Genomic DNA, 24579 nt, shown 5'->3' on the forward strand with positions numbered 1-24579 from the left:
GACTGGGAGAAGACAGTTGGACATCGACCGCAGCATACTCGACGTATTCACAAACGCCTGCGCCAAGTTCGGTGACAGGCCGGCCTTTACCTGCCTGGGGCAGACGCTATCCATCGCAGACATCGACAGGCTCAGCGCCCGCTTTGCGTCCTACCTGCAGAATCACACCGGCCTGCAGCCCGGCGACCGTATTGCCGTGCAGCTGCCCAACGTCTTGCAGTACCCAGTGGTGGTGTTCGGCGCCCTGCGCGCGGGCCTGGTGGTCGTCAACACCAACCCGCTGTATACCCATCGTGAACTCAAGCACCAGCTGAACGATTCCGGTGCCAAGGCGCTGGTGGTACTGGCGAATATTGCCGATACCGCGTCGGCGGTCGTGCCCGAGACCGGGGTGGAGAAGGTGATCGTGTCCGAGATCGCCGATCTGCACAGCCCGGTGAAGCGCATGCTGATCAACAGCGTCGCCAAGTACATCAAGAAGATGGTGCCGGAGTTCTCCTTCGCCAACCAGGTCAACTTCCGCGACGCCATGTCCCTGGGGGGCAAGCAGCCGCACCAGGACGTACAGCGCGCGCCGGAGGATGTCGCCGTGCTGCAGTACACCGGCGGCACCACCGGTGTAGCCAAGGGCGCCATGTTGACCAACCGCAACCTGGTCGCCAACATGGAGCAGGTGCGCGAGGCGCTGGGCGATTCCATGAAGGAGGGAGAGGAGCTCTACGTGGCACCGCTGCCGCTGTACCACATCTACGCCTTCACCATTCACTGCATGTGCCTGTTCGCCACCGGCAGCCACTCGCTGCTGATTCCGAACCCGCGCGATATTCCGGCCTTCGTGAAAACCCTGAAAGGGGTGCGCTTTACCGGTTTTGCCGGCCTGAATACACTGTTCAACGGCCTGATGCGCAACCCGGAATTCGCCGAACTGGACTTCAGCAAGCTGCACACCACCGCTTCCGGCGGCATGGCGCTGACCCGCGATACCGCCAAGCGCTGGGAGGAGATGACCGGCTGTGTGGTCACCGAAGGTTACGGCATGACAGAGACCTCACCGGTGGTGTCCTTCAACCCGGCCGATGCCGTGCAGCTGGGCACCGTCGGTGTGCCGGTGCCGGCTACCGAGGTGAAGGTGATCGATGAAAACGGTAACGATCTGCCCAACAATTCTCCGGGCGAGCTGTGCGTGCGCGGTCCGCAGGTGATGAAAGGCTACTGGCAGCGCCCGGAAGCCACCGCCGAGACCGTGGACAGCGAGGGCTGGCTGCGCACCGGCGACATGGCGGTCATTCAGGATGACGGCTATATCAAGATCGTGGATCGCAAGAAAGACATGATCATCGTGTCCGGTTTCAACGTCTATCCCAACGAGATTGAAGACGTGATCAGCGCCCACGACAAGGTGGCGGAAGCGGCGGCCATCGGCATCCCCGATGAGAAGAGCGGCGAGCAGGTTAAGCTGTTCGTAGTGAAGGCCGATCCTTCGCTGACAGTCGAAGAGGTCGTCGCCTACTGCCGCGAGAACATGACCGCTTACAAGGTACCTAAGCAGGTGGAATTCCGCGATGATCTGCCGAAAACGAATGTCGGCAAGATCCTGCGTCGCGAGCTGCGCGACGAAGAGATGAAGAAGATCGAGGCCGCTGTCAGCGCCTGATATTCCACCGCCATTGAATGAAAAAGGCCCCGCTGGAGACAGCGGGGCCTTTTTTTGTCCGCCTGTCGTTTTCCGAGCCGGTTTCTGTGCCCGTCTCCCGTTTCCTCTTCCCCTCTGCCGCAGCAAACTGCACTGATAGCTGGCGATGAATTTGCCGCCAGAAAAATTTTCTGAGAAGTTTTTGCGATTGTCGAAACCGCTTCCGCTTGCTCGACTATTGTGTGATACGACCGAGCAGGTTCGCTATTTTTTCGATAAGAGTTTTCTGTCGCCATGAGGAGAGCCGATATGCGTTTTATGATGTTGATGATTCCCAGGGGGTACGAGAAAGCGGAGCCGGGCACCATGCCCGAGGTCGCGGCGGTCGAGGCCATGATGCGTTACAACGCCGAGTTGCACGAGGCGGGGGTACTGGTGAGCCTGGAGGGCCTGCACCCGCTTTCCATGGGGGCGCGGGTGTCTTTCGAGGGGAGCGTGGCGACGGTTACCGACGGCCCCTTTGTCGAGACCAATGAGGTCCTGGGCGGATTCTGGATGATTCGGGTGGCCTCCAAGGAGGAGGCAATCGAGTGGGCCAAGCGTTGCCCCGCTTCCGCAAACGAAATCATCGAGCTGCGTCAGGTGCAGGAGTTCGAAGACTTCCCCGAGGATGTGCAGGAAGCCGCCGCCGAGTTCAAGGCGATGCAATCCTGATTTACCCAATCACCGCCAACCCGACCGAGGAGTTTGACGATGGCCCGTTATGTAGACGGCTTTATAGTGCCGGTACCCAAGAAGAACCTGGAAGCTTACCGGAAGCTGGCGCAGACCGCCGGTGAAGTGTGGAAGGAGTATGGCGCGCTCGAGTATGTGGAATGCGTGGCCGACGATGTGAAGTCCGGCGAGGTGACCTCCTTCCCCCAGAGCGTCAAGCTCCAGGACGATGAGACGGTCATCTTTTCTTGGATCGTTTACGAGTCCCGCGCGCATCGCGATGCCGTCAACGAAAAGGCAATGAAGGACCCGCGTCTCGCCGATATGAAGCCGGCGGATTTGCCCTTCGATGCCAAGCGCATGTTCTGGGGCGGTTTCGAAGTTCTGTTGAAACTGTAAGCGCCAGAAGGGTCGCCATTTAATATCCGTCGTTTAATGCCCGCCACTGTCCCATGCGGCTTGCGCTATAACTGAATAACGAGAGCGCATGGGGTGGTTGTTTTGAAAACGCGCGGGCGCCGCACAATCGTACATGAAGAGCTGCCGACCGAGCACGAGGACCGGCTGCTTCGCTATCTGCACCGCGTGATCCGCACTGCGGTGCGCTTCATGGCGATACTGATGTCCCTGGTGATTGTCTGGGGCTCGGTCTATGTAATGGTCGTTCTGTACCAGCGGCTCAGTTTTCCCCCGGTCTGGATTCTGGATTCCCGCGATATCCTGGATATTTTCGGTTCTTTTCTGGTGGTGCTGATTGCGGTCGAGATATTTATCAATATCCGGCTCTATCTGGGTACCAACATCATTCCCATGCAGTTGGTGGTGGCGACGGCACTGATGGCCATGGCGCGTAAAATAATCGTACTGGATACCGACAAGACCCCGCCGCTCTATGTGCTGGGCTACGGGGCAGTTATCCTGGCCCTCGGCTTCACTTACTGGATAGTTTCGAAAAGCAGCAGTGAGCAGTTCCCTGACGATGACTGACGGCATGGCATAGCCGACCGGGGGGATGATGCCCCGGCGCCAGCAGCTCATTTGTCCTTCTTCGCCACCAGCCAGTAGGTCACGCCCAGTGCCAGCACCACTGCGCCTATCGCCAAAATATAGTCCGGACTTATATCGTCGATGTCCATCACGATCACCTTCCGCGCTATCGCCATCAGGGCGGTGGCCACCACCAGCTGTATCGGAATCACGTTGGAGCCGAGATAGAGCCGGATATTGATAAATATCTCGATGGCGATCAGCACCAGCATAAAGGCGCCAAACACATCGAAAAGATCGTTATAGGTCAGCAGGAAAACCGGTTCGCTGGTCAGGCGCTGGTACAGGACCAGAATAACGTCGAGCACGCCCCAGACAATGACCAGCGCCATCAGCACCGCGAGCACGCGCACGGCGTTGCGAATCACCTGATGCAGAACCCGAATTAACGGGTCTTCATGTTCCTTGGGCAGCTCGTCGTGAATGAGCTGGTGCCGCTCTTCGCTGATCGCCATCGATCGGGCGCCCCTTTTTAATTGTTAGGCGTCCATCATGCCCTGCGGCTGGTTGGCGGACAAGTGTACCGCTGGCGGGCGGTCAATCGCGAAATAGGCGGGGCAGTTGGTTGACCTCGGGGCGGTCGGTGCGGGATGGCCATGTTGTGCGGGATGGCCATGTTGTGCGGGATGGCTATGTAGGAGCGGCGGGGCGGCCACCGGCCGCTCCTACGGGTGGAAATCAATTATTTCCGGGTGTCGGCGCTCGCATCGCGAATTGCGCGGAACTCATTGCCTTCATACCAGTTCGGCCAGTCGCGGCTGTTGGCCAGGTCCAGGCCCAGCGCCAGGCCCAGCTGCAGGTCCATGGCCGCACCCTTCAGGTTCCACTGCGGATCGTACTCGTCATCCGGCTTGTGGTAGGCGTGTGCGGTATATTCCTCGCCTTTCTTCTGCGCCCACTCGCGACCGTGTTCGAAGCTGTCGCTGCCGGAATCGAAGTAGAGCATCGGCACGCCTTTCTTCGCCAGGCTGAAGTGATCCGAGCGGTAGAAATAGCCGCGCTCCGGGTGATCTTCCGGCGCCAGGTAGCGCCCCTGCGTCTCGGCGGCCTTTTCCAGTAGCTTCTCCAGCTCGCTGTTGCCGTAGCCCACCACGATGACATCGCGCATCGGACCGAGTACGCCCATGGCATCGAAGTTGATACCGGCGACGGTCTTCTCCAGCGGCACGACGGGGTTTTCGGCGTAGTACTTGGAGCCGAGCAGGCCGGACTCCTCTGCGGTTACCGCGACGAACACCAGGGAGCGGTCCGGGCGCTCTTTCATGGCGGCGGCCTGGCGGGCCATCGCCAGCAGGCCGGCGGTGCCGGTGGCATTGTCGACGGCGCCGTTGAAGATCTTGTCGCCGCCCTCGGCATTTTCATTGACGCCCAGGTGATCCCAGTGGGCGGTGTAGATGATCGCCTCGTCCGGGTGGGCTTTGCCGGGCAGCTTGGCCACCACGTTGCGGGAGTTGGAAGTGCGCACTTCGTTCTTCAGTTCGATGCTGGCGTTCAGGCCCAGGGGCTTCGGCTTGACGCCGCGGGTCTTGGCCGCTTCCATCTCCTTGGCCAGATCCAGGCCCGCAGCCTCGAATACCTCTTTTGCGGCATCGCCGGTCATCCAGGCTTCTACCGCGACGCGGTCGGCGTTCTTGTCTTCCGCGGCCAGGCTGATCTGGGCGCCGGACCAGCTGCCGCTGACCACTTCCCACGGATAGCCGGCGGCCCCGGTTTCGTGAATGATGATGGCGCCGGCAGCGCCCTGGCGGGCGGCCTCTTCAAACTTGTAACTCCAGCGGCCGTAGTAGGTCATGGCGTTGCCGTTGAACAGCGCCTTGTCCTGGGTGGCGTAGCCGGGGTCGTTGACGAGGATCACGGCGGTCTTGCCGGCCATATCCAGGCCCGCATAGTCGTTCCAGTCATTTTCCGGCGCGACTATGCCGTAGCCGACGAACACCAGCTCGCTGTCCTCGAGTGCGGAGGAATCGGTCTGGCGCTGGGTGAAGGCCACCATGTCGGTGAGTGGCTGCAGCTTCTTGTCGAAACCGTTTCCATTATCGGCTCCCCTGATTTGCAGCGGGGTGGATTCGATCTGCATTTCCACCACCGGCACCTGCTGGAACCAGCTCGGCTCGCCGTCGGCGTCCACTGTGCCGGGCTCCAGGCCCAGGGCCTTGAACTGGTCGGCCAGGTAATTGACGGTCAGCTCCTCGCCCTTGGTGGCGGGCGCGCGGCCCTCGAACTCGTCCGAGGCGAGGACTTCGATGTGCTTGTGCAGGTCCGCCGCCATCGCGTCGGCCTGTGCCTGTTCCGCTTCACTGAGGCTGGGCTTGGCTGCCGCGGCGCTGTGCTGCTTCTGCTCGGTTTGCGCCGGGGCCTCTGCGCTGGTTTTCGGTTCGGGCGCGGCGGCCTCTTTGCCGCAGGCGGTCAGTGCGCCACTGATCGCGACCGCCAGACCCAGGCGGCGCCAGGGGGTGGGAATTCGCATAGTTTTTATTCCTGTAATGGTCCTGTGAGTCTTATTGTGAGCCAAATAAGGTAACAAAAAGCGCGCCGGGAGCCGAGATATTCTGTGCTGAATATTCCGGATTGCGCAGGGAATATATTCTGGAGGGACCCTGTGTAGGAGCGGCCCATGGCCGATTGTGTGCTCCTTGCACAATCGGCATTCCCGCCATCCATGGCGGTTGCCGCGATTGGAGTTCTGTGAGTGCACATGGGTTCCGATCGCGGCCACCGGCCGCTCCTACAGCGGAATTTGCAGATTGCGACGGGAGAGTCCGCCCCTTTACAGAATCTTCAGCGTCTCGCGAATTGGGAAGAGGATATCCCGTGCCAGCTGCTGGCTGCGGGCGGGCGACCAGCCCTCGATCGGGTCCGGCAGATTGTCGTTGTCCTTGAACGGCATCTCCAGCGTCAGGGCCAGGGTGCGGAACTGGTGGCCACACCAGCTGGTGCCGATGGTCATGTTCGCTTCGCCGGGTTTGTCCACGTCGTAGCCGCGCTCCGTCTGGAAGTCCGGGCTGACGGCCTCGAAGGCCCGCTTGAAGGTTTCCTCCAGCTTGGCGTGGCGCTCATCGTAACCGGGAATGCCTTCGCAGGCGGCGACAAAGTTGTAGGGCAGGGCCTCGTCGCCGTGGATATCGAGGAATATATCGCCGCCGACTGCCAGCATTTTCTCCCGCACCAGATAGACTTCCGGGCTGCGGTCCATGCTCGGGTTCAGCCACTCGCGGTTCAGATTGGCGCCGGCGGCGTTGGTGCGCAGGTGGCCGCGCACGCTGCCGTCCGGATTCATGTTCGGCACTATGTAGAAGACGGTATCCGCGAGCAGGGTCTGCGCCGCAGGATTGGCGTCATCCAGCAGCGCCTCCAGAAAGCCCTCGACAAACCACTCCGCCATGGTTTCTCCCGGGTGCTGGCGCGCGATCATCCAGACCCGGTGCTTAGCAGCTTGCGCATCGCCCACGGTCAGCAGGGTCATGTCGCGGCCGTCGAGGGTCTTGCCCAGCGTCTGCAGCTGTACCCGGTCGTTGCTCTGCGCCCAGGCCAGCAGATCCAGGTGGCGCTCCCAGGAAAAGGGCGCGAAATAGGCCAGGTAAATGCTGGGCTGATCCAGCTCCACCGTGAAGTCGAGGGTCTGGCCATCGTAGTCGGCGCCGATGCGGAACCAGTTCTGGCGATCGTAGGAGGCGCAGACGCGATAATTCTCCCAGCCCTCGGGGTAGGCTGCCTTGCCGGCATTGACGATACGCAGCGGGTAGCTCTCGCCCACTTCACCTTCGAGGCGGAAGTGGAACCACTGGTAAAAGTCCGAATTGTTGTCCTGGCGGATTGCCAGCTCGACCGGGCTGCTGTCGGCGTTGATTATTTCGATATTGCCGCTGTCGAAAGCGCTGGTGATGTACATGGAAGGGCTCCAGTCAGATTGATGCGCGCAGGATACAGGGGAACAATAATTTTTTCAGTCTGGCCGATGTTCCAGGGCGCGACTTTCTCTGCGGCAAAAGATTCAGCGGAGAAAAGAGGCAGGCAATAAAAAAGCACGGTACCGAGACCGATACCGTGCTTTAGCCATTCCATGGCAGCACCTGCTGCGACTACTGCTCCCTAAAATTTCCGGTGTCGGACCCTGGCGACTGCTCACTGCCCGGCCTGATCACAAGTGCGTCACTCCACACTGTCAGAAATTGCGTACATCTCCCTTAACGACTCGCAGCTGGTGCTGATCAAAGTTTAGGCAATTGATTCCGCAAAATGGGCGCAACCCGGAAAGATTGGCGCCTCATTGGTTAACTTTTAACCGGTTTGCTCAGTCCATGTTGAGATCCGGGTCTTTCCAGAACTTGGTACCCTTCAGGGTGGCCTGCAGGGCGATGCCGCTCTCGGTCAGTTGGTAGACACGCATGCCATCTGCCACAACTTCAGCGCCAATGGCGGCGCCCTTGTCCTGGGCCTTGGCGGCCGCATCTGCGTGGCCGCCGAAGGACCAGCCGCGCTCGACGAAGCGCTGCATCACTTCCGGTGAGTCGAACAGGAAGAGGGCGCGGAAATCCTTGACCCCGAACCCGAGGCCGACACCCAGTTCACCCATTTTCATATAGGTGCGTTCGCGGGAGCGGTTGTCGATCGCGACGCCATAGCCCGTAGAGGCGCTGGCGAGCAGCAGGTTGACATTGACGTTGCTGAATACCGCGTAGCCCGGTGCCCTGGCCAGATCGCCGCGCAAGTCCGGCTGCAGCTGATATAGCTGACTGAGTACCTCGCTTTCGGTGTTGTCGATGTGCTGGCGCTGGTCGTGGCGGGTCTGGCCGGGCGCGGCGCAGCCGCTGACGAGCAGCGCGGAAAGCAGCAGTGTAAAGAGGCTGGGCAGGCGCAGGGCGTTGCTGGGCATGGTCTCTCCCCGTAGGTAAATAGTGGCAATGGCGTCGGCTACATTAAATCAGAGCTGTGGCGGGGGCTCGAGCCCCGGATCGCGGCTTTGCGACTTGCACCACAGTCGTGGTACCGGGCGCCACTTCCGGCGCGGGCGCGGATTCGGTAAGCTTACCGGCCCCGAGTGGGCCGACCCCCACGGCTCCATGCTTTTGAAAGAGACAGATCATGAATAGAAGCGTTAAACGCGGTGTCGCCGCCAGCTGCCTGCTGGTAATGATGATGAACCTGACAGCCTGCGGCTACTTCCTGTATCCGGAGCGCAAGGGCCAGACCGGTGGCCGTGTTGACCCGGTCGTCGTGATTCTCGATGGCGCGGCACTGCTGTTCGGCATACTGCCCGGCATCGTGGCCTTTGCCGTCGATTTCACCAACGGCACCATCTACCTGCCGGCGGGCGGATCTTCCGCCATCGATCGCCACCTGACCAGTGTGGACACGGATGCGGCCAAAGAAGTGATCGACCAGCAGGGCCAGGTGTGGCTGCAGCTGCCGATCGACAGTCTGGCCGCCGAGGGTGATGACCTGCAGCAGCTGGGGGTGGCCCTGTCGAATGTGAGTGGGCGCCAGGTGGCCGTGCAGGACATTGTCTGGCTGGAAGACCTGGCTGCACTGCGCGCGGCGACTGCGGAGACTACGGCCAGCCGCTAAGCCTTGCCGCACCGATCCCGGAAGCCGCGGCGCGGCTTTCGGGCTGACCAGGCGGCGCGTGGTAGTCGAATACTCCGCCGCCACTGCTCGCGAGTTGCTAGCGCCGACCTGTGAGTGCACCGAGTAGTCCGCGCACCAGCTCCCGGCCCAGCTGGCGGCCGAAACTGTTGGCCATGCTGTTGAGCGCCCGGCCAAGTTCGCCGCGGTCCTTGTGACGCCCGCCCCGGGCCGCCCGCTCCGCACCTTCCTTCCCTATCGTTTCTCCCCCCGCAGATTGCGCCTGTTCCGTTTGTCGTCGCTGCAGCTGCTCGTAGGCGGATTCGCGGTCGAGCTGCGCACCGTATTTGCCGCTCAGTGGGCTGTCGCGCAGCAGCTGGGCAATTTCCTGTGCGTCCAGCGGTGACAGGCGGCTGGCCGGCGGTTGTATCAGTAGGCGCTGCACCGGTTGCGGTACGCCGTCTTGGTCCAGGCAGGACACCAGCGCCTCTCCCACGGCCAGCTCGCCGATCACCGCGGCGGTATCGAAGGCGGGGTTTGCGCGAAAGCTGCTCGCCGCGGCTTTGACAGCGCGCTGTTCTTTCGGTGTGTAGGCGCGCAGGGCGTGCTGGATGCGATTGCCCAGCTGCGCCAGGATCGCCTCGGGAATATCCAGTGGATTCTGTGTGACAAAGAAAATACCAACGCCGCGGGAGCGGATGAGTTTGACGATCTGCTCCACTTGGTCGCACAGACGTTTCGGCAGCTCGTCAAACAGCAGGTGGGCCTCGTCAAAGAAGAGGGAGATTTTTACTGTATCGCCGCTTTCCGGCAGGTTTTCATAGAGTTCCGCCAGCAGCCAGAGCAGCAGAATGCCGTAGACGCGGGGATGCAGTTTGCTGGCATCGAGCAGATGGATCCTGGCCCCGCCGAGCAGGTCCTGCAGGTCCAGGGCGGGTTCGCCGAACAGGGCATCGGCGCCGTCGCGCTCCACCGCGAGGAATTTCCGCTTGATGGCGCCGAGGCTGGCCGGCGAAATATTGCCGTAGTGCTGCTCCAGGCTGCGGCGCTCTGTCTCGGCGAAGCGGATCAGCGCCTGCAGGTCTTTCCAGTCCAGCAGCAACAGCCCCTGTTCGTCGGCAATCCGGAACAGCAGCTGCATCAGGCCGGACTGGTTGTCGTTCAGGGCCAGCATCAGTGCCAGCAGTTCCGGCCCCAGTTCGGAAATCGTGGTGCGCAGGGGCAGGGCGGAGGGGCCCCAGAGTTCGAGGGGAAACGCGTGGAAGTAATTTTGCCCGAGGCCGAAGCGCGACAGCCGCTCCTGCACTTTCGCGTTGTCGCCGCCAGCCGCCCCGAGACCGCTCAGGTCACCCTTGAAATCGGTGGCAAAGATCGGGATACCGCGCCGGTGCAGCTGCTCCAGCAGCAGGCGCATGGTCACGGTCTTGCCGGTACCGGTGGCGCCGCAGATGAGACCGTGCCGGCTGACCATTGCCGGCAGCAGCTGGCAGCAGTCGGCGCGACCGCCGGAGGAGATGCCGAGTCTGATGGGGTCCATGCCGCTGTCCCAAGGCAATCTTGAAGCCCCGCATACTGCGGAACCTCTGCATAACTTTAGACAAGGGCGCCGCCTGCTATTAACCCGGCAACCCAATAGATCATCCTTGATCTGTTGGGTTGTCGCCCTTGAAATACTGCGCAATTGCGCGGAATTTCCTGTATTTCAACGGCTCGCGCCGGCCCGGGGCCGGCGGCGGCGCATCCCTGTGCCGCATTAGCCCGGCAACCTATTTGGTTGCCGCGCTAATATCTATGCCGGCTGCTTGCGATAGGCCTTGGGGGAAAGCCCGGTCCAGCGCCTAAACGCCTTGCCGAAGGCGCTTTCGTCGCAGTAGCCGAGCGCTGCGGCTATCTCAGCGTTGTTTCTGTCCCCCTGGCGCAGCCACTGTCGCGCATAGTGGCCGCGCACTTCATCCTGAATGACGCGGAAGCTGGCGCTTTCCTCCTGCAGCTTGCGCCCCAGGTGGCGCGGGCTGATACACAGCTGGCTGGCCACCTGCTCGCGGGTCAGTTGTGGTTCCTGTTGCAGGAGGTGGGAGACTTGCAGTTGCAGGCTCTTGTTGGTCAGCGCGCGCAGCAGGGCGTCCGCTTCGGGCTTCAGTCGCGCCATCACCTGCTGGTCGGCGGCCACCAGCGGCAAATCCAGGTCCTGGGGGCGGAAGCGGATAGCGGACACCGGAGCGTTGAACTGCACCGGTGTCTGCAGCAGCTGCTGGTACTGCTGCTGTATCGCCAGTGAGGGCGCTGGATAGGCCAGCAGCACGCCCTGGGCGCGGAAGGGGTGGCCGGTCATGCTGCGCGTTTGTGTCAGGCAGGCGGACAGGACTGTCTCTACGCGCAACTGCGCACAGCGGAGATAGTTGGGCTGGTAGCAGAGGTCGACGTGGTGCGCGCCGCGACGCAGTTCAAACCGGCCGCCTTCTCCGACCAGGGGGTGGTAGATCAGCAGCTGCTCTATGGCGGCGCCGAGGGTTTTCTGGGTCATCAGCAGATAGCCCACCAGCCCCATCTGGCTGCTGTGCATGGCCCGCCCCAGCCTGACGCCGAGCAGTGGGTCCGGATAGGCGTCCGCCAGCGCCAGCCACAGCTGCTCCTGCACGCTCATCGGCACGCGCTGATTTTCGTCTATCCCGGACAAGATGGTCCCGGCGTCTGCCGGAACCGGCAGCTCGAGGCTGTTCAGAGCCGCCGTAATTGCTCGTGTATAGCTGAGGGTGACACTTCTACAATCTGCCGGTTTCACAATCGCTGTCCGAAATTAACCACCAATCGCCCGATTATGACGATCTGTCGCGGGCTTGTCACGGTATATTGCGTCAACGCAATGATTTACGGCGGGAACGCCAGAGGGAGAAGAACAATGAAGCCCTACGCGGTGATTGGTGCTGGCCCCATGGGGCTCTGCACGGTGCGCAATCTGGTTAAACACGGGATCCCCTGTGTCGGCTTTGAGATCCACGGCGACGTGGGCGGCCTCTGGGATATCGACAGCGCTACCAGCACCATGTACGAGTCGGCGCACCTGATATCGTCGAAGAAGATGACAGAGTTCGCCGAGTTCCCGATGGACGAGCGGGTGGCCCAGTTTCCGCACCACCGCGAGCTGCGCGATTACTTCCGCGCCTATGCGCGGGAGTTCGGTCTGTACGAGCGCTACGAGTTCAATACCGAAGTGGTGCGCTGCGAGCGCGACGGCGACGACTGGCGTATCACCACCCGCGTAGTCAACGGGAGTGGGGAGGGCGAGGAGCAGACCCGCACTTTCGGCGGCCTGCTGATCGCCAACGGCACCCTGCACCACCCGAATGTGCCGCAACTGCCGGGCGAATTCGCCGGCGAGCTGCTGCACTCCTGCGATTATCGCGATCCGGCCATCTTCGAAGGCAAGCGGGTATTGCTGGTCGGCTGCGGCAACAGTGGCGCCGACATCGCCGTGGACGCGGTGCACAGGGCCAAAAGCGTGGACATCAGCCTGCGCCGCGGTTACTACTTCCTGCCCAAGTTTATCGGCGGCAAGCCCACCGATGCGGTGGGCGGCAGGATCAAGCTGCCGCGCTTTGTCCAGCAGCGCATCAGCGCCGCGCTGAGCCGATTTATGCTCGGCCGTCCGAGTCAGTACGGTCTGCCGGAGCCCGATTACAAGATGTTCGAGTCCCACCCGGTGATCAACTCGCTGGTCCTGCACCATATCGGCCACGGCGACATTCAGCCGCAGGGCGACATAGCCGCCATCGACGGCAATCGGGTCACCTTCAAGGACGGTCGCAGCGGGGAGTACGACATGATCCTGCTCGCCACCGGCTACAAGCTGCACTATCCGTTTATCGCCGCAGAAGAGCTGAACTGGAGCGGCTATGCGCCGCGCCTGTATCTGAATGTCTTCCATCCGCAGTCCGACAACCTGTTCCTGATGGGCATGGTGGAGGCCGCGGGCCTCGGCTGGGAGGGGCGCAACGAGCAGGCCGAGCTGGTCGCCCTGTATATCCGCCAACTGGCCAACGGTGCCGAGTCGGCGCGGCGCTTCAGGGCCATCAAGGACGAGCGCGCGTCCCTGCGCGCCGACGGCGGCATGAAGTATCTGGAATTGGAGCGCATGGCCTACTACGTGCACAAGGATACCTACCTGAAGGCACTGCGCGGTCACACTGCGGACTTGCGGCGTGATCTGGCGCCGCGGGATACTGCTCAATTAATCAGCAGTGTGGGAGCGGCCCAGTGAATAACACCCTGTCGGTGTCCGAATCGGTGGTGAACAACTTCCAGATGTCACCGACCGCACTGCTGCTGCTGAACACGGTGCTGGCACTGATGATGTTCGGTGTGTCGCTGGGCCTGCGCCCGGCGGACTTCGGTGCCGTGCTGCGCCGGCCGCTGGCGCCGGTCACCGGCCTGGTGGCGCAGTTCCTGTTGCTGCCGGCGATCACCTGCCTGGTGACCTGGTGGCTGGAGATAGCACCGGGCCTGGCACTGGGCATGATCCTGGTGTCCTGCTGCCCCGGCGGTACCTTCTCCAATGTGATGACCTGGATCGGCCGCGGCAACGTGGCCACCTCGGTCAGCATGACCGCGGTGTCCAGTCTCGCCGCTGTGGTGATGACACCGCTCAACTTCGCGCTCTACGGCGGCCTGAATCCCAATACCCGCGACCTGCTGCAGGCCATAGCGCTGCCCGCCGAAAGCATGATCCTGCTGGTGGTGCTGGTGCTGGCACTGCCCATGCTGGCCGGCATGGCGATAGGGGCGCGTTTCCCGCGCTTCGTGCGGCGCAGCGAGGGCTTCTTCCGCAGCGCCTCTCTGCTGGTTTTCCTGCTGTTTGTCGTCGTCTCCTTCAGTAAGCACTGGCAGACGGCGGTGCAGATTGCCGGTGCCGTGCTGCTGCTGGTGATAGCGCACAATGCACTGGCATTTCTGATCGGGCATTTCAGCAGTCGCCTGATGCGCCTGCCCGTCGCGGACCGCCGGGCGGTGACCATGGAGGTAGGCATTCAGAATTCCGGCCTGGCATTGGCGATCCTGTTTACCTTTTACCCGTCGGCTGGCGAGATGCTGGTGGTGGCCGGTTTCTGGGGCGTCTGGCACCTGGTGTCCGGTCTGAGCCTGGCGGGCATGTGGAATTTCCACCATCGAAAAAGGGGCCTTCAGCGCGAACTGCGCCAGAGCCCGCAATCCTGAACAACAAGATAAGAAGTATGAGCGAACAACGGGTTCTGATTACCGGTGCGGCCGGTTACGTGGGGCACCAGCTGGGGGAGATGCTGGCAAGGGAAATGCAGGTAGTGGGGGTGGATATCCGCCCGCGGGCGGCCACTTTCCCGATTTTCACCCTGGATATCTGCGATCCCGCCCTGGGAGAGCTCCTGCGCGCCGAGTCCATCACCCATGTGGTACACCTGGCGTCGGTGATGGCGGCGGGCCGGGACCGGGAGGCCGAGTACCGCATCGACGTGGAGGGCACCGAGAATGTCCTCAAGGCCTGCATGTATGCCGGCGTCAAACATATCACCGTGACCAGCAGCGGCGCCGCCTACGGCTACCACGCCGACAACCCCGACTGGCTGGAAGAGCAGCACCCGCTGCGCGGCAATCCCGAATTTGGTTACTCCGACAACAAGCGGCTGGTGGAAGAGATGCTGGCGGCCTACCGGGAAAAGTATCCGCGCCTGCAGCAGCTGGTTTTCCGGCCCTGCTCGATCGTCGGTGCGACGACCAACAGCAAGATTGGCGAGCTGTTCTCCGGTCGGGCAATTCTCGATCCCGGCGGCCACAATTCCCCCTTTGTGTTTGTCTGGGATCAGGACGTGATCCGCGCCATTCAGTTCGGTGTGCAGCGCAGCGCCGGCGGTATCTACAATCTGGCCGGTGACGGCGCCCTGACGCCCGCGGAGATAGCCCAGCTGCTCGGCAAGCCGCTGCGCAAGCCGCCGGTTTGGCTGGCGAAACTGCTGCTCGGTATCGGCTACTTCCTGCACCTGACCGACAAGCAGCCGGGCCAGGTGATGTTTCTGCAGTACCGCCCGGTGTTGCTGAATCGCCGCCTGAAAGAGGAGCTCGGCTTCGTGCCGCAGAAAACCTCGGCCGAGGCCTTCGCCTTCTTTGCCCGTGAAGCCCTCGGTATCGAGCCGGTGGCGGATGCCGTGGAAGGTGTCGCATGAGTCGGCGGGCGGTTGGCGCGGGAGAGAAGCAAGTCTTTGTTGTCACCGGCGCGGCCGGCGGCCTGGGTTGGGCCACTGTGGAGGCGCTGGCCGCCCGCTATGTGGCCGAGTTTGCATTGGTGGACATCTGCGAAGACGTGCTGCGCGAGCGCGCCCAGCAGCTGCGTGAGCGCGGCCTGGACGCCGAGGTTTTCGTTGCCGACCTGTCCTGCGGGCTGGCGGTTGCCAATCTCGTCGCGCAGCTGCGTGAACGCTATGCGCGGGTGGACCTGCTGGTCAACAATGCGGGGATTACCCACCGCAGTCTGTCGACGCAGACCAGTAACGCGGTGATCCGGCGGGTGATGGCGGTGGACTACCACGCGCCGGTGGAACTCGCCCAGGGGCTGCTGGCGGAGTTGCGCACGGCGGCGGGCTGTGTCGTCAATATCAGTTCCATGGCCGGCTGGATGCCGGTACTCGGCCGCGCGGGCTACTGCGCGGCCAAGAGCGCGCTGCACCAGTATTTCGAGACCTTTCGCGAGGAGGTGCGCGCGGAGGGCGTGCGGGTGCTGATGGTCTACCCGAGTTTCGTGGCGACCAATATCGACAAGAATGCGCTTTCCGGCGACGGTGGCCGCGCCCAGCATCAGCAGAGTACCATCGGGCAGGTGCGCAGTGCCGGCTGGATGGCGGACAGAATTGTCACCGCACTCGAACGGGGCAAGGAGCGCCTCTTCCCCCGCGACAAGACGTTGCTCGGCGCCTACCTGTACAAGCTGTTCCCCAGCCTGTTTATGCGGCAAATGGTGAAGAATTTTCGCGTGGAACTGGAGGTCGCCAGGGCGCAGTCCTGAAAACGCCCTCGGCTCAGTCGGGCATGAGGCCGAGAAACCCCATGCCGGACTCGGGGGCCTGCCTGTCGAGAAAGCAGCAGTCTTACTCCCTCAGTGCAATAGATTCCTTTCTGTTGCGCAAATCCCGCCTGTTCATCATTTGGACGCCATTTTTTAAGTCGGTCTGCAGTGGGGCGCCCGGCATCCTTTCTTCGTTAAACCCTGGTCCGCAAGTCTGATGGCGAACTGCCGTGTGAGCCGACATATGGCGTTGCTGACTTCCGCGCAACGGCCGGTTGGGTGGTTTTGCCTGCAAAATAATTGCTGACAATTTTGTCGGATATTCACGGTACCGTCATATCTCTCTGCTAGGATGAACCGGCGGCAGCCCTGTTACTTTTCAAGGCTCACCTGTCGGAAAGGTTCCGCCGTTTTTTGACAAACGAATGGCCAGGATGGCTGATGTGAGATACAGCATAAAACTCGTTTACTTCGCGCTTTTGGCATCTGTTTTGTTGTTGCCAAAGATTATCCTGATCGAATTCTTTTCTGACCGGTGGGTTGATTCCAGCGTTAAATCCATCGCGGCTTATGTGCTGCAGGATCTGCTGCTGGTGGTGATGATGCTCTGGCTCGGCTTGGGTCTTCGCATTTGGCGCCCAAGGGCGGCGTTAGTCGTCTGCTTTTTTCTGTCGTCGTTGCTGGCAGTGCTGCTCCTCGTCGACCTGAGGGTTAGGGAGCTGTGGTTGAAGCCTCTCGATCTGTCCATAGTGAGCTATGCCATCGCCAATGCGCGCGATCTCGTTTCGGGCATCGATATCTTCTTCAATTATGGAGCCGGATTTGGTTACACGTTTAGGTACATCGCCTTTCTGTTCTTCATGTTCTACGCGTTGGTTTTTCTGCTCGGGCTATATCTCTACCGTTCGGAAAGTGGAAGTACGGATAGCGGCTATTCGACAAGGGGAACCCGGAGTATCCACGGAGCCCTGGCGGTTGTTGCGGTATCTCTTGTGGCGCTGTCACTGGTCGCGGAGCGGGCCAAATACCAGTTGAACGAGAATGTCATCGTTGCCAGGCCGGTCTTCCTGATAAAGCATCTTTGGTCCCGGGATCAGGGGGCAACTAATGGACTTCCTTTTGAGCAGGCTGCCATTCCCTTCTCCGAACTCGGTTATTCGGCTGACACTGACAGTCGGGCGCACGGTCTTAGCAATGTAGTGGTAGTGTTTTTGGAGTCTGTGAGGTGGAACAGTGTCTTTGGAGAGGGTGCCGACCCGGGGAGGACGCCCAATTTTCAGCGATTCTCCCGCGAAGGCATGACGTTCAAGTCATACGTTTCCGTACCGCATTCATCCAAGGGCTATTACTCGATTCTGACCGGGCTGCACGCCTACCCGGATATCGAGATACGCGAGGCGATGCCGATCTATCAGGATAGCGTCATCCGAGAATTGAGCGCCAAGAAGAATATGGAGGCTGTAGCGTTCAGTTCACTGTTTTTACAGTTCGAAAACCTGGAGGGGTTTCTTCGTTCGGTCGGTGTGTCTGATATTTATGCAGTCGAGGATTTGGCCCGATCCGTCGCTGGTGGGTTTGCTCCGGCTAGCAGTTTTGGTGGCGGTGATGAGCTGCTGTTCTCGGCGAGTGTTCCCGTGTTGAAGGAATTGTCGGAAAAGGAAAAGGGCTTCTTCGCCCTTTACTTCCCCCTCGCTGCGCACTACCCGTATAGCTGTGGAGATGAAGAGCCGTCTCTGGACGATCTGGGCAAGTACGAGCAGTGCATCGCCCGGCTCGACACACTGTTGGGTGGTATGGTCGAGGAGTATGACAAGGCCGGTATATTGAACGATACGCTGTTCGTTTTTGTGGGGGATCACGGCGAGTCGTTTGGTGAGCATGGTCTGTTCATTCACAACTCGTCGATGTACGAGGAGGAGGTTGCGGTACCGCTGGTATTCTGGGCGGCGAACCAACAGTTGCAGGTGGATGGTTGGAAAATAAGCCACCAGACAGATATTGCACCGACTATCGCGGATCTTTTTGATGTCACCGACGCTAACTTCAAAGTGCAGGGGAAGAGCCTTTTGCGGGAGAACGGGGGTAGGGCGTTCTTTATGTCGACTTTTTTCGGCGGCTTGGCCTCGGCGATTGTCGAGCACCCGATCAAGTATATCTATGAGCACAATACCGGGGTGGTGAAAAAGTTTGATCTGCTGGGGGATCCCACCGAAAGGCAGCCGCTCGATGTTGCCGAAATGGAGGCCAAGGCAGTCGTCGAACGAGTCGAAGCCTATATCGACTACCAGCACGCCCGTTTTCAGCCGGAATAGAGTGGGACAAGGGCAGCGCCGGACAGGTGCGGCCCTTGTCCGGCGTGGCTCTATTGCGCACCCAACACTATCGGTACCACGCTCGCCGCCAGCAGTAAGCCCATGGTGATATTGAAGCGGCGCAAGTGTCGCGGCTCCGTCAGCCTTTTTTTCAGGCGGACGCCGAATAGCAGCCAGATAATGATGCACGGCCCGCCGATCACGATAAAGGTCAACGCGATGCGCGCGATCTCGATCCACATCTCTCCACTCGGGCTGGTAAACGCCGCCAGTGCCCCGACCGCCATGATCCAGCCTTTGGGGTTTACCCACTGGAAGGCCACTGCCTGCAGAAAGGTGAAGGGCCTGTTGCTGCCGGCGCTGTCCACCTGCCGCGTATTGGCGATCACCCAGGCCAGGTAGAGCAGGTAGGCGATTCCGACCCAGCGGATGATTTCGTGCAGCAGCGGGAACTGGCTGAACAGGGTGCCCAGTCCCAGTCCGATGGCCACGATCATCGCCGGAAAGCCGAGACAGATACCCAGCAGGTGCGGAATTGAGCGATTCACGCCGTAATTGAGCCCCGAGGCCATTATCATCAGGTTGTTGGGGCCGGGGGTGATACTGGTGGAAAAGGTAAACAGTACGATGGGAAATAGGGACTCTAACACTGCTGCCTCGAGTTAGGGTAAAACCGTCGTGCTAAGATGCCGGCAAACACAAGGAATCACAAGTGCAATTGATCGACAGTCACTGTCATTTCGATTTCGACGCTTTCGATGCGGACCGGGCGCAGGTCTGGCAGCAGTGCCGCGAGGCCGGTGTCGAGCGATTGGTCATTCCCGGTGTGAGCGTGGACCGCTGGCCCGCACTGTTTGCCCTGGTTGAGAAGGAGCCCGCCTGGCATGCGGCGGTGGGGCTGCACCCCTGGTGGGTGGCAGAATCCGAGCTGGAGCCGGCGCAGTTGCAGCGGCAAATCGCGGCGCAGGTGGCAACCAACCCCTGCGTTGCCATTGGCGAATGCGGCCTGGACGGGGCCATCGTCACGCCACTGGAGGAGCAGGAGCCACTGTTCCGCGCGCAACTGGCGCTGGCAGAGGAACTGGGGCTTCCGCTGATAGTGCACGCCTGCCGCTGCCACAGTGAGATGCTGCGCCTGCTGAAGGAATACCGCCCCGGCCGCGGCGGCGTGATTCACGCATTCAGCGGTAGCGAGGAGATAGCGCGGGCTTACTGGAAGCTGGGTTTTTATCTGGGTGCGGGTGGCACTATCACCTACGAGCGGGCGGCCAAGACCCGCCGCGCCTTCGCTGCCGTTCCGCTGGAAGCCGTGTTGCTGGAATCGGATGCGCCGGATATGCCGGTACAGGGCCATCAGGGGCAGCGCAACAGTCCCGCCAGGTTGCCGCTCATCGCCGCAGCGCTGGCAGAATTGCGCGGAGTACCCGTCGAAACGATCGCCGCGCAGACCAGTCACAATACTGAGATTTTGTTTTCCCTATGAGTTTCGACGCCGACGAATTCAAACAGCAGTTTCCGCTCTTCGCTCAGGCGGAGAACAGGCAGCTGGTCTATTTGGACAACGCGGCGACGACCCAGAAGCCGCAGGCGGTAATCGATGCGATCTGCGATTTTTACCGGCACAGCAACGCCAACACACACCGTTCCAGTCACCGGCTCGCGCGCCGGGCCACGGAGATGGTTGAGCGGGTGCGCGGCCGGGCCGCCGGCTTTCTGCACGCCGCCAGCGCGCGCGAGATTGTTTTCTGTCGCGGCGCCACCGAGGCGCTCAACCTGCTCGCCTACAGCCTGTGCAGTGAAATGCAGCCGGGTGATGAGATTGTCATCTCCACCGCGGAGCATCATGCCAATATAGTCCCCTGGCAGATGATGGCGCAGCGCCATCGATTGATCCTGCGCTATGTGCCCCACACGGCCGGGATCCCCCAATTCGATCGCCTCGGCGAGGTGCTGAGCGAGCGCACGCGGGTCGTATCCCTGACCGGCGGATCCAATGCACTCGGCCTGCGGCCGGATCTCGCGGGCATTGCCCGGCAGTTGCGCGACTGGCGGACGCCGGGGCGGGCGTTGCGATGGATTGTCGACGCGGCGCAGCTGGCGGCGCACGAGGTCGTCGATGTGCAGAAGATTGGTTGCGACTTTCTCGTCTGCTCCGCGCATAAGTTTTACGGCCCAACTGGTATCGGGCTTTTGTACGGGCGCGAGTCGTTGTTGCGGGCGATGCCACCCTGGCAGGGCGGCGGCGAGATGATCGCCGAGGTGGACCTGTATAGCAGCCACTACGCCGATCTGCCCCACAAGTTCGAGGCGGGTACGTCGCCGCTGGCCGCCATTGCCGGCCTCGGCGCAGCGCTGGAATTTCTCGCCAACTCGGACCGCGATGCCATGGCTGCACACGAACAACGACTTATGCTCTGGCTGCACCGGGAACTGGCGACACTGCCGGGCTTGCGTGTTATCAGCCAGCCGCAGCACAACCTGGGGATCGTCGCCTTTACACCAGGGAACGGCAGTGCTGCCGATCTGATGCACTGGCTGGATGGTCGCGATATCGCGGTGCGGGTCGGCCATCACTGCGCGCAACCGCTGATCCGCGCCGCCGGCGAAACCGCAACCGTGCGCGCCTCGGTTGCGGCCTATAACACCCAGAGGGATGTGGAAGTATTTGTGCAGGCGCTGCGGGACTATTTGCAGTTGGCCGAAAGTCCGCAATCCGCACCGCCGCAGCCCGGTGCCGATTGGGGCTTGGACGATCTGTCAGTGCTGCAGGTAGAGCAGCTCGCGTCGCAGCGCGACTGGCAGGATCGCTACCGCGAACTGATGCGCTGGGGTAAATCGATTCGGGCAAAACCGGAAATCCGCCGGCCGGAGAACCTGGTGCGGGGCTGCGAATCGGAAGCCTGGCTGGTGCACCGGGAGCAGGGCGGTCGCCACTATTTTGCACTCGACAGCGACAGCCGAGTGGTCAAGGGCCTGGGGGCGCTGCTGTTGTCGCAGATCGACGGGCGCAGTGCGGAGGAGATCCGCGCGCTGGATCTGTCGCAGATGTTTGCCGACCTGGGACTGGAAAAGCACCTGAGCCGGTCGCGCAGCAACGGGTTCTATGCGCTGCTGCGACAGGCCCTGGCGCAGGCGAGTTAGCGGCCTCGTTGCAGCAATCGCTCAATGCCACAGGAGGCCGCGACGAAACCGAAAGTGCCGGTGACCATAGAGGCGGCACCGAAACCACCGCTGCAGTCCAGCTTTACGCCGTCCTGCATGGCGCTCTTCTGCTGGCACACCCGGCCATCCGGTTGCGGGTAGACCATCGGTTCCGTTGAGAAGATCGCATCCACGCCAAACTGCCGTTTGCGAGACTTCTGAAAGTTGTGGAAGCGGTACAGGTGCTGGCGCACCTTGGCCAGCATCGGGTCGTTGATGGTGCGGCCGAGATCGGCCCTGCCGACCTGGCTTGGATCCATCTTGCCTCCGGCAGAGCCGACGGTGACGAGGCGCAGCTTGCGCGCCTTGCAGTAAGCGATCAGTGCCGCCTTGACCCGCGCCGCGTCAATGGCGTCGATCACTATGTCGACGGGCTGTTTGTCCGGGTCGAGCAGCTGGTCCAGATTGTGCGCAGCGATAAAATCCTCTTCGGTGTGCACCTGAATTTCCGGATTAATCTGCCGCAGCCGCTCCGCCATGACGTCGACCTTGATCTGGCCGATGGTGTCGGCCAGCGCGTGGCTCTGGCGGTTGCTGTTGGTAATACAGACGTCGTCGAGGTCGATCAGCGTGATTCTGCCGACGCCGCTTCTGGCCAGCGCCTCCGCGGTCCAGCTGCCCACGCCGCCAACGCCGATCACGACAAAGTGGGCCCGATGCAGAACTTCCAGGGCGTTGTTGCCGTACAGGCGGGCGATGCCGCCAAAGCGTTGCAGGTATTGTTCAGATGGAGTCATCGGTAGCTTCTTCCGGAATTTCTTCCAAAAAACGGTGTTGCTCGACTTCGCTCGGCAGCCGGCAGGTGTCGCGGCGGCCGAACAGCCGGTAGCGGTTGCGCGCTACCGCGTCATAGATCAGATCCCGCAGCGGGCGCGGAATATAGCGCAGCACGGCCAGGTGGCGCCAGGGTCCCGATAGCTGCGCGGCGATGCGCAGTGCGGCGTCACTCTTGTGGAAATCGCGGTAATCGCCATTGCGGTGCTCCAGCAGGATTACCGTTTCGTAGGTATCCAGCGGCAGCCCCAGTCTTTCCAGAAGCTTCTGGCCAGCGGGGGATTGTACACGGCAGATGGTAAATCGGCTGTGGGTGTCCCGTTTCAGCACGAATCGGCTCCAGCCGTTGCACAGGTTGCACAGGCTGTCGAAGAGGATGATCTTGTCGGGCAGGGGCGACGGCATTTCCACTTGTATTGGCGGGTTGCAGGCCGGGGAATGTTAGTCGCGGGCGAGGGGATCGGCAAAGGGCGGCAGCCGGAAAGGCCGCCGCCCGTGAGGGGTCAGTGCACGTGGCCGTGGTCTATCTCCTCCGGCGTCGCTTCGCGCACGGAGATCACTTCGACCTCGAAGTGCAGTTCCACGCCCGCCAGCGGGTGGTTGCCATTGATAGTGACGTCATCCCCGTCAATGTCGATGATCTCCACCTGGATCGGGTGTCCTTCGTTGCTCTGGGCGTGGAACGCCATGCCCACTTCCAGCTTGTCCACCCCGCCAAAGGCGCTGCTCGGCAGGGTCTGGATCAGTTCCGGATTCTGCAGGCCGTAGGCCTCCTCCGGCTGGATCACGGCGGTGAATTTGTCACCCGGGGCTTTTTCGAGCATCTCTTTCTCGAGGCCTGGGATGATATTGCCCACACCCTGCAGGAATTTGAGCGGTTCACCGCCGGCGGAGGAATCGATGACCGTACCGTCGGCATCTTTCAGGGTGTAATGGATTTCCACTACGGAGTGGTTGGCAATCTTCATGAAAACTCTCTGGGATTCGGGGGATGAGTGAAGTAGCGCTCAGGGCTCGCGCGGGCATGACTTCTGCGTTCGAGCGCAGCAATACCAGCGCGAGCCTTTCCGGATGCGGCAGCAAACGGGGAAAGGGCCGTGAGGGGGTCATTGTATTGAGCGCCCCGCCGGCTCGCAACCGGCGGGGCTTCGGGCTGCCCCGGCGCTCAGCAGGCGATGGAGAGATCCTGTTCGCAGCTGCCGTAGAGATTCCCGGCGGCTTCGACCAGTTGCCTGCTCAACTGCCAGGAGAAGCCCAGCTCCAGCAGGCGCGCTTCGAGGTACTCCAGCAGGGCCTCAAACAGGTTCGGGTTCAGGCCCCGGGCGAGGAAGCTGGCGCGACTGCTGCGAACGGGTTCGGGCTGCAGGGATAGGGCGTGGTTGAGAAACAGGGCCTGGCGACTCTGCTGCTTCTGGTGGTCACAGGCCTCGAAAGCGGACAAATGGCGGCCGATGGCCTGGTAGAATTCACTGACGGTACGGTTGACAAACTGAGCGCCACCGACCTGCTCAAACAGGCTGTTCATAGCTCTTCCCCCCGGCGAGAAGTTAACACTGAAACAATTTTCCCGCAGAGCCGTAAGAGATATTTTGGTGGCAAAAGGTTACTGCGTGCCCTGGCTCAATGGCGGTACCTCTTTTATTGGGGGTCGAGCCTAAGGTATATCGTTTACGCTGCCAACGGAGTTTAAGAAAATTGTCATCTTGTTCGACGGGTTGTCTTTAGATGCCATTTTTGCGATGTACCGGTCGGCGGCACATCAGTACGGGAGGCGGCGAGGGCGCACGGGGGCTGCGGATTTCCCGGAAACTGTTAGACTCCCCGGTCGAATGGATTTATCGACAGGAACAGGACAGTTAGAGGTTAGTTATGGCGAGTATCTTCACCCAGATTATCAAAGGCGACCTGCCCGGACATTTTGTCTGGCGCGATGACAGGGCCGTGGCCATCATGACAATTTCCCCGATCAAACCCGGGCACTGCCTGGTCATCCCGGTGCGGGAGGTAGACCATTGGGATGACGTTCCGGCGGATCTGGCTGCGCACCTGATGCAGGTCGCGCAAAAGATCGCCAAGGGACTCAAGTCCGTGTACTCACCCAAGCGGGTGGGCGTGATGGTGGCGGGACTGGAAGTCCCCCACACCCATATGCACCTGATTCCGGTGGATGCGCTGGCCGACTTCGATTTCTCGCTGCAACAGCCAGCGGAAGCGGAGCAGCTGGCTGCCGAGGCAGTGAAAATCCGCACCGCACTGGTGCGGATGGGGTTCAGCGAGGCGGACTGCGGCTAGCGGCGGTTGATGGCGCC

25 protein-coding genes are annotated in these 24579 nt (G+C 61.4%); 13 read left to right on the forward strand and 12 right to left on the reverse strand.

Features of this window, described 5'->3' with window-relative positions:
• Nucleotides 1–16: 16 nt before the first annotated feature.
• The 4 genes from RRF64_RS00630 (at nt 17) to RRF64_RS00645 (ending at nt 3334) form a co-directional block, all read left to right on the forward strand.
• A complete protein-coding gene (locus RRF64_RS00630) occupies nt 17–1654 on the forward strand; it encodes an AMP-binding protein (protein WP_323843894.1) in 1638 nt (545 codons plus the stop codon).
• A 288-nt stretch (nt 1655–1942) separates the two neighbouring features.
• Nucleotides 1943–2347 (forward strand): YciI family protein, encoded by a 405-nt coding sequence (locus RRF64_RS00635; protein ID WP_323843896.1) that lies wholly within the window; start codon nt 1943–1945, stop codon nt 2345–2347.
• 39 nt (nt 2348–2386) lie between these two features.
• Complete coding sequence (locus RRF64_RS00640) at nt 2387–2746, forward strand: DUF1428 domain-containing protein (protein WP_323843897.1); 360 nt, start codon at nt 2387–2389, stop codon at nt 2744–2746.
• A gap of 93 nt (nt 2747–2839) precedes the next feature.
• Nucleotides 2840–3334, forward strand: coding sequence for a phosphate-starvation-inducible PsiE family protein (locus RRF64_RS00645; protein WP_323843898.1), 495 nt, complete (start codon nt 2840–2842; stop codon nt 3332–3334).
• Between the two features lie 47 nt (nt 3335–3381).
• Here the strand turns inward: RRF64_RS00645 and RRF64_RS00650 are convergent, their stop codons facing one another.
• From RRF64_RS00650 to RRF64_RS00670, 5 genes are all read right to left on the reverse strand, one after another.
• A complete protein-coding gene (locus tag RRF64_RS00650; protein ID WP_323843899.1) occupies nt 3382–3849 on the reverse strand; it encodes a phosphate-starvation-inducible PsiE family protein in 468 nt (155 codons plus the stop codon).
• Nucleotides 3850–4076: 227 nt separating this feature from the next.
• Nucleotides 4077–5861 carry a M28 family metallopeptidase gene (locus tag RRF64_RS00655; protein WP_323843900.1) on the reverse strand — a complete coding sequence of 595 codons (1785 nt, stop codon included), beginning with the start codon at nt 5859–5861 and terminating at the stop codon, nt 4077–4079.
• A gap of 300 nt (nt 5862–6161) precedes the next feature.
• Nucleotides 6162–7283: a M14 family metallopeptidase gene (locus tag RRF64_RS00660; protein WP_323843901.1), complete on the reverse strand. Its 1122-nt coding sequence runs from the start codon at nt 7281–7283 to the stop codon at nt 6162–6164.
• Entirely contained in the window at nt 7241–7456 is a 216-nt protein-coding gene (locus RRF64_RS00665; protein ID WP_323843902.1) for a hypothetical protein, read from the reverse strand. Before RRF64_RS00665 ends, RRF64_RS00660 begins: the two co-directional genes overlap by 43 nt.
• Nucleotides 7457–7685: 229 nt before the next feature.
• Nucleotides 7686–8267, reverse strand: a complete 582-nt coding sequence (locus RRF64_RS00670) for a lipid-binding SYLF domain-containing protein (RefSeq protein ID WP_323843903.1) — start codon at nt 8265–8267, stop codon at nt 7686–7688.
• A 209-nt stretch (nt 8268–8476) separates the two neighbouring features.
• On the opposite strand from RRF64_RS00670, the gene RRF64_RS00675 reads away from it, so the two are divergent.
• Nucleotides 8477–8959, forward strand: coding sequence for a hypothetical protein (locus RRF64_RS00675; RefSeq protein WP_323843904.1), 483 nt, complete (start codon nt 8477–8479; stop codon nt 8957–8959).
• 97 nt (nt 8960–9056) lie between these two features.
• Here the strand turns inward: RRF64_RS00675 and RRF64_RS00680 are convergent, their stop codons facing one another.
• On the reverse strand, nt 9057–10493 hold the full coding sequence (locus RRF64_RS00680; RefSeq protein WP_323843905.1) for a helicase HerA-like domain-containing protein: 1437 nt from the start codon (nt 10491–10493) through the stop codon (nt 9057–9059).
• 252 nt (nt 10494–10745) lie between these two features.
• Nucleotides 10746–11738 carry an AraC family transcriptional regulator gene (locus RRF64_RS00685; protein ID WP_323843906.1) on the reverse strand — a complete coding sequence of 331 codons (993 nt, stop codon included), beginning with the start codon at nt 11736–11738 and terminating at the stop codon, nt 10746–10748.
• Nucleotides 11739–11855: 117 nt separating this feature from the next.
• Between RRF64_RS00685 and RRF64_RS00690 the strand changes: the two genes are divergently transcribed.
• The 5 genes from RRF64_RS00690 to RRF64_RS00710 all read left to right on the forward strand — a co-directional run bounded on the left by RRF64_RS00690 (nt 11856) and on the right by RRF64_RS00710 (nt 18295).
• On the forward strand, nt 11856–13214 hold the full coding sequence (locus RRF64_RS00690; protein WP_323843907.1) for a flavin-containing monooxygenase: 1359 nt from the start codon (nt 11856–11858) through the stop codon (nt 13212–13214).
• Nucleotides 13211–14167 carry a bile acid:sodium symporter family protein gene (locus RRF64_RS00695; RefSeq protein ID WP_323843908.1) on the forward strand — a complete coding sequence of 319 codons (957 nt, stop codon included), beginning with the start codon at nt 13211–13213 and terminating at the stop codon, nt 14165–14167. Before RRF64_RS00690 ends, RRF64_RS00695 begins: the two co-directional genes overlap by 4 nt.
• A 17-nt stretch (nt 14168–14184) precedes the next feature.
• A complete protein-coding gene (locus RRF64_RS00700) occupies nt 14185–15147 on the forward strand; it encodes an SDR family oxidoreductase (RefSeq protein WP_323843909.1) in 963 nt (320 codons plus the stop codon).
• A complete protein-coding gene (locus tag RRF64_RS00705; protein ID WP_323843910.1) occupies nt 15144–15983 on the forward strand; it encodes an SDR family NAD(P)-dependent oxidoreductase in 840 nt (279 codons plus the stop codon). The genes RRF64_RS00700 and RRF64_RS00705 overlap by 4 nt, the downstream gene beginning before the upstream one ends.
• A 443-nt stretch (nt 15984–16426) precedes the next feature.
• Nucleotides 16427–18295 carry a sulfatase-like hydrolase/transferase gene (locus tag RRF64_RS00710; RefSeq protein WP_323843911.1) on the forward strand — a complete coding sequence of 623 codons (1869 nt, stop codon included), beginning with the start codon at nt 16427–16429 and terminating at the stop codon, nt 18293–18295.
• Nucleotides 18296–18345: 50 nt separating this feature from the next.
• Here RRF64_RS00710 and RRF64_RS00715 read toward each other — a convergent pair whose 3' ends face one another.
• Nucleotides 18346–18945, reverse strand: a complete 600-nt coding sequence (locus RRF64_RS00715) for a LysE family translocator (protein WP_323843912.1) — start codon at nt 18943–18945, stop codon at nt 18346–18348.
• Between the two features lie 62 nt (nt 18946–19007).
• Here RRF64_RS00715 and RRF64_RS00720 point away from each other — a divergent pair, with 62 nt between their 5' ends.
• A complete protein-coding gene (locus RRF64_RS00720) occupies nt 19008–19778 on the forward strand; it encodes a TatD family hydrolase (protein WP_323843913.1) in 771 nt (256 codons plus the stop codon).
• The gene (locus tag RRF64_RS00725; RefSeq protein ID WP_323843914.1) at nt 19775–21436 is read left to right on the forward strand and encodes an aminotransferase class V-fold PLP-dependent enzyme; all 1662 of its coding nucleotides are present in this window, start codon (nt 19775–19777) and stop codon (nt 21434–21436) included. The genes RRF64_RS00720 and RRF64_RS00725 overlap by 4 nt, the downstream gene beginning before the upstream one ends.
• On the opposite strand, the gene tcdA is transcribed toward RRF64_RS00725, so the two are convergent.
• The 4 genes from tcdA to RRF64_RS00745 form a co-directional block, all read right to left on the reverse strand.
• The gene (gene tcdA, locus RRF64_RS00730) at nt 21433–22233 is read right to left on the reverse strand and encodes a tRNA cyclic N6-threonylcarbamoyladenosine(37) synthase TcdA (protein WP_323843915.1); all 801 of its coding nucleotides are present in this window, start codon (nt 22231–22233) and stop codon (nt 21433–21435) included. The two genes, RRF64_RS00725 and tcdA, sit on opposite strands and share 4 nt — an antisense overlap.
• The gene (locus tag RRF64_RS00735; RefSeq protein ID WP_323843916.1) at nt 22220–22675 is read right to left on the reverse strand and encodes a thiol-disulfide oxidoreductase DCC family protein; all 456 of its coding nucleotides are present in this window, start codon (nt 22673–22675) and stop codon (nt 22220–22222) included. Before RRF64_RS00735 ends, tcdA begins: the two co-directional genes overlap by 14 nt.
• A 98-nt stretch (nt 22676–22773) precedes the next feature.
• Nucleotides 22774–23238 (reverse strand): FKBP-type peptidyl-prolyl cis-trans isomerase, encoded by a 465-nt coding sequence (locus RRF64_RS00740; RefSeq protein ID WP_323843917.1) that lies wholly within the window; start codon nt 23236–23238, stop codon nt 22774–22776.
• 197 nt (nt 23239–23435) lie between these two features.
• On the reverse strand, nt 23436–23795 hold the full coding sequence (locus RRF64_RS00745) for a hypothetical protein (RefSeq protein ID WP_323843918.1): 360 nt from the start codon (nt 23793–23795) through the stop codon (nt 23436–23438).
• Nucleotides 23796–24139: 344 nt separating this feature from the next.
• Between RRF64_RS00745 and RRF64_RS00750 the strand changes: the two genes are divergently transcribed.
• Entirely contained in the window at nt 24140–24562 is a 423-nt protein-coding gene (locus RRF64_RS00750; protein WP_323843919.1) for an HIT family protein, read from the forward strand.
• The last annotated feature ends 17 nt before the right edge of the window (nt 24563–24579 follow it).

This window comes from Microbulbifer magnicolonia (genome assembly GCF_035117725.1).
GTDB classification, from domain to species: Bacteria; Pseudomonadota; Gammaproteobacteria; order Pseudomonadales; family Cellvibrionaceae; genus Microbulbifer; species Microbulbifer magnicolonia.

Excerpts from the sequence above, each read along its gene's own strand:
- RRF64_RS00635 (WP_323843896.1), top strand. The coding sequence starts at position 1,943 with ATGCGTTTTATGATGTTGATGATTCCCAGGGGGTACGAGAAAGCGGAG.
- RRF64_RS00640 (WP_323843897.1), top strand. The coding sequence starts at position 2,387 with ATGGCCCGTTATGTAGACGGCTTTATAGTGCCGGTACCCAAGAAGAAC.
- RRF64_RS00650 (WP_323843899.1), bottom strand. The coding sequence starts at position 3,849 with ATGGCGATCAGCGAAGAGCGGCACCAGCTCATTCACGACGAGCTGCCC.
- RRF64_RS00655 (WP_323843900.1), bottom strand. The coding sequence starts at position 5,861 with ATGCGAATTCCCACCCCCTGGCGCCGCCTGGGTCTGGCGGTCGCGATC.
- RRF64_RS00660 (WP_323843901.1), bottom strand. The coding sequence starts at position 7,283 with ATGTACATCACCAGCGCTTTCGACAGCGGCAATATCGAAATAATCAAC.
- RRF64_RS00665 (WP_323843902.1), bottom strand. The coding sequence starts at position 7,456 with ATGGAATGGCTAAAGCACGGTATCGGTCTCGGTACCGTGCTTTTTTAT.
- RRF64_RS00670 (WP_323843903.1), bottom strand. The coding sequence starts at position 8,267 with ATGCCCAGCAACGCCCTGCGCCTGCCCAGCCTCTTTACACTGCTGCTT.
- RRF64_RS00675 (WP_323843904.1), top strand. The coding sequence starts at position 8,477 with ATGAATAGAAGCGTTAAACGCGGTGTCGCCGCCAGCTGCCTGCTGGTA.
- RRF64_RS00680 (WP_323843905.1), bottom strand. The coding sequence starts at position 10,493 with ATGGACCCCATCAGACTCGGCATCTCCTCCGGCGGTCGCGCCGACTGC.
- RRF64_RS00690 (WP_323843907.1), top strand. The coding sequence starts at position 11,856 with ATGAAGCCCTACGCGGTGATTGGTGCTGGCCCCATGGGGCTCTGCACG.
- RRF64_RS00700 (WP_323843909.1), top strand. The coding sequence starts at position 14,185 with ATGAGCGAACAACGGGTTCTGATTACCGGTGCGGCCGGTTACGTGGGG.
- RRF64_RS00705 (WP_323843910.1), top strand. The coding sequence starts at position 15,144 with ATGAGTCGGCGGGCGGTTGGCGCGGGAGAGAAGCAAGTCTTTGTTGTC.
- RRF64_RS00725 (WP_323843914.1), top strand. The coding sequence starts at position 19,775 with ATGAGTTTCGACGCCGACGAATTCAAACAGCAGTTTCCGCTCTTCGCT.
- tcdA (WP_323843915.1), bottom strand. The coding sequence starts at position 22,233 with ATGACTCCATCTGAACAATACCTGCAACGCTTTGGCGGCATCGCCCGC.
- RRF64_RS00735 (WP_323843916.1), bottom strand. The coding sequence starts at position 22,675 with ATGCCGTCGCCCCTGCCCGACAAGATCATCCTCTTCGACAGCCTGTGC.
- RRF64_RS00740 (WP_323843917.1), bottom strand. The coding sequence starts at position 23,238 with ATGAAGATTGCCAACCACTCCGTAGTGGAAATCCATTACACCCTGAAA.
- RRF64_RS00745 (WP_323843918.1), bottom strand. The coding sequence starts at position 23,795 with ATGAACAGCCTGTTTGAGCAGGTCGGTGGCGCTCAGTTTGTCAACCGT.
- RRF64_RS00750 (WP_323843919.1), top strand. The coding sequence starts at position 24,140 with ATGGCGAGTATCTTCACCCAGATTATCAAAGGCGACCTGCCCGGACAT.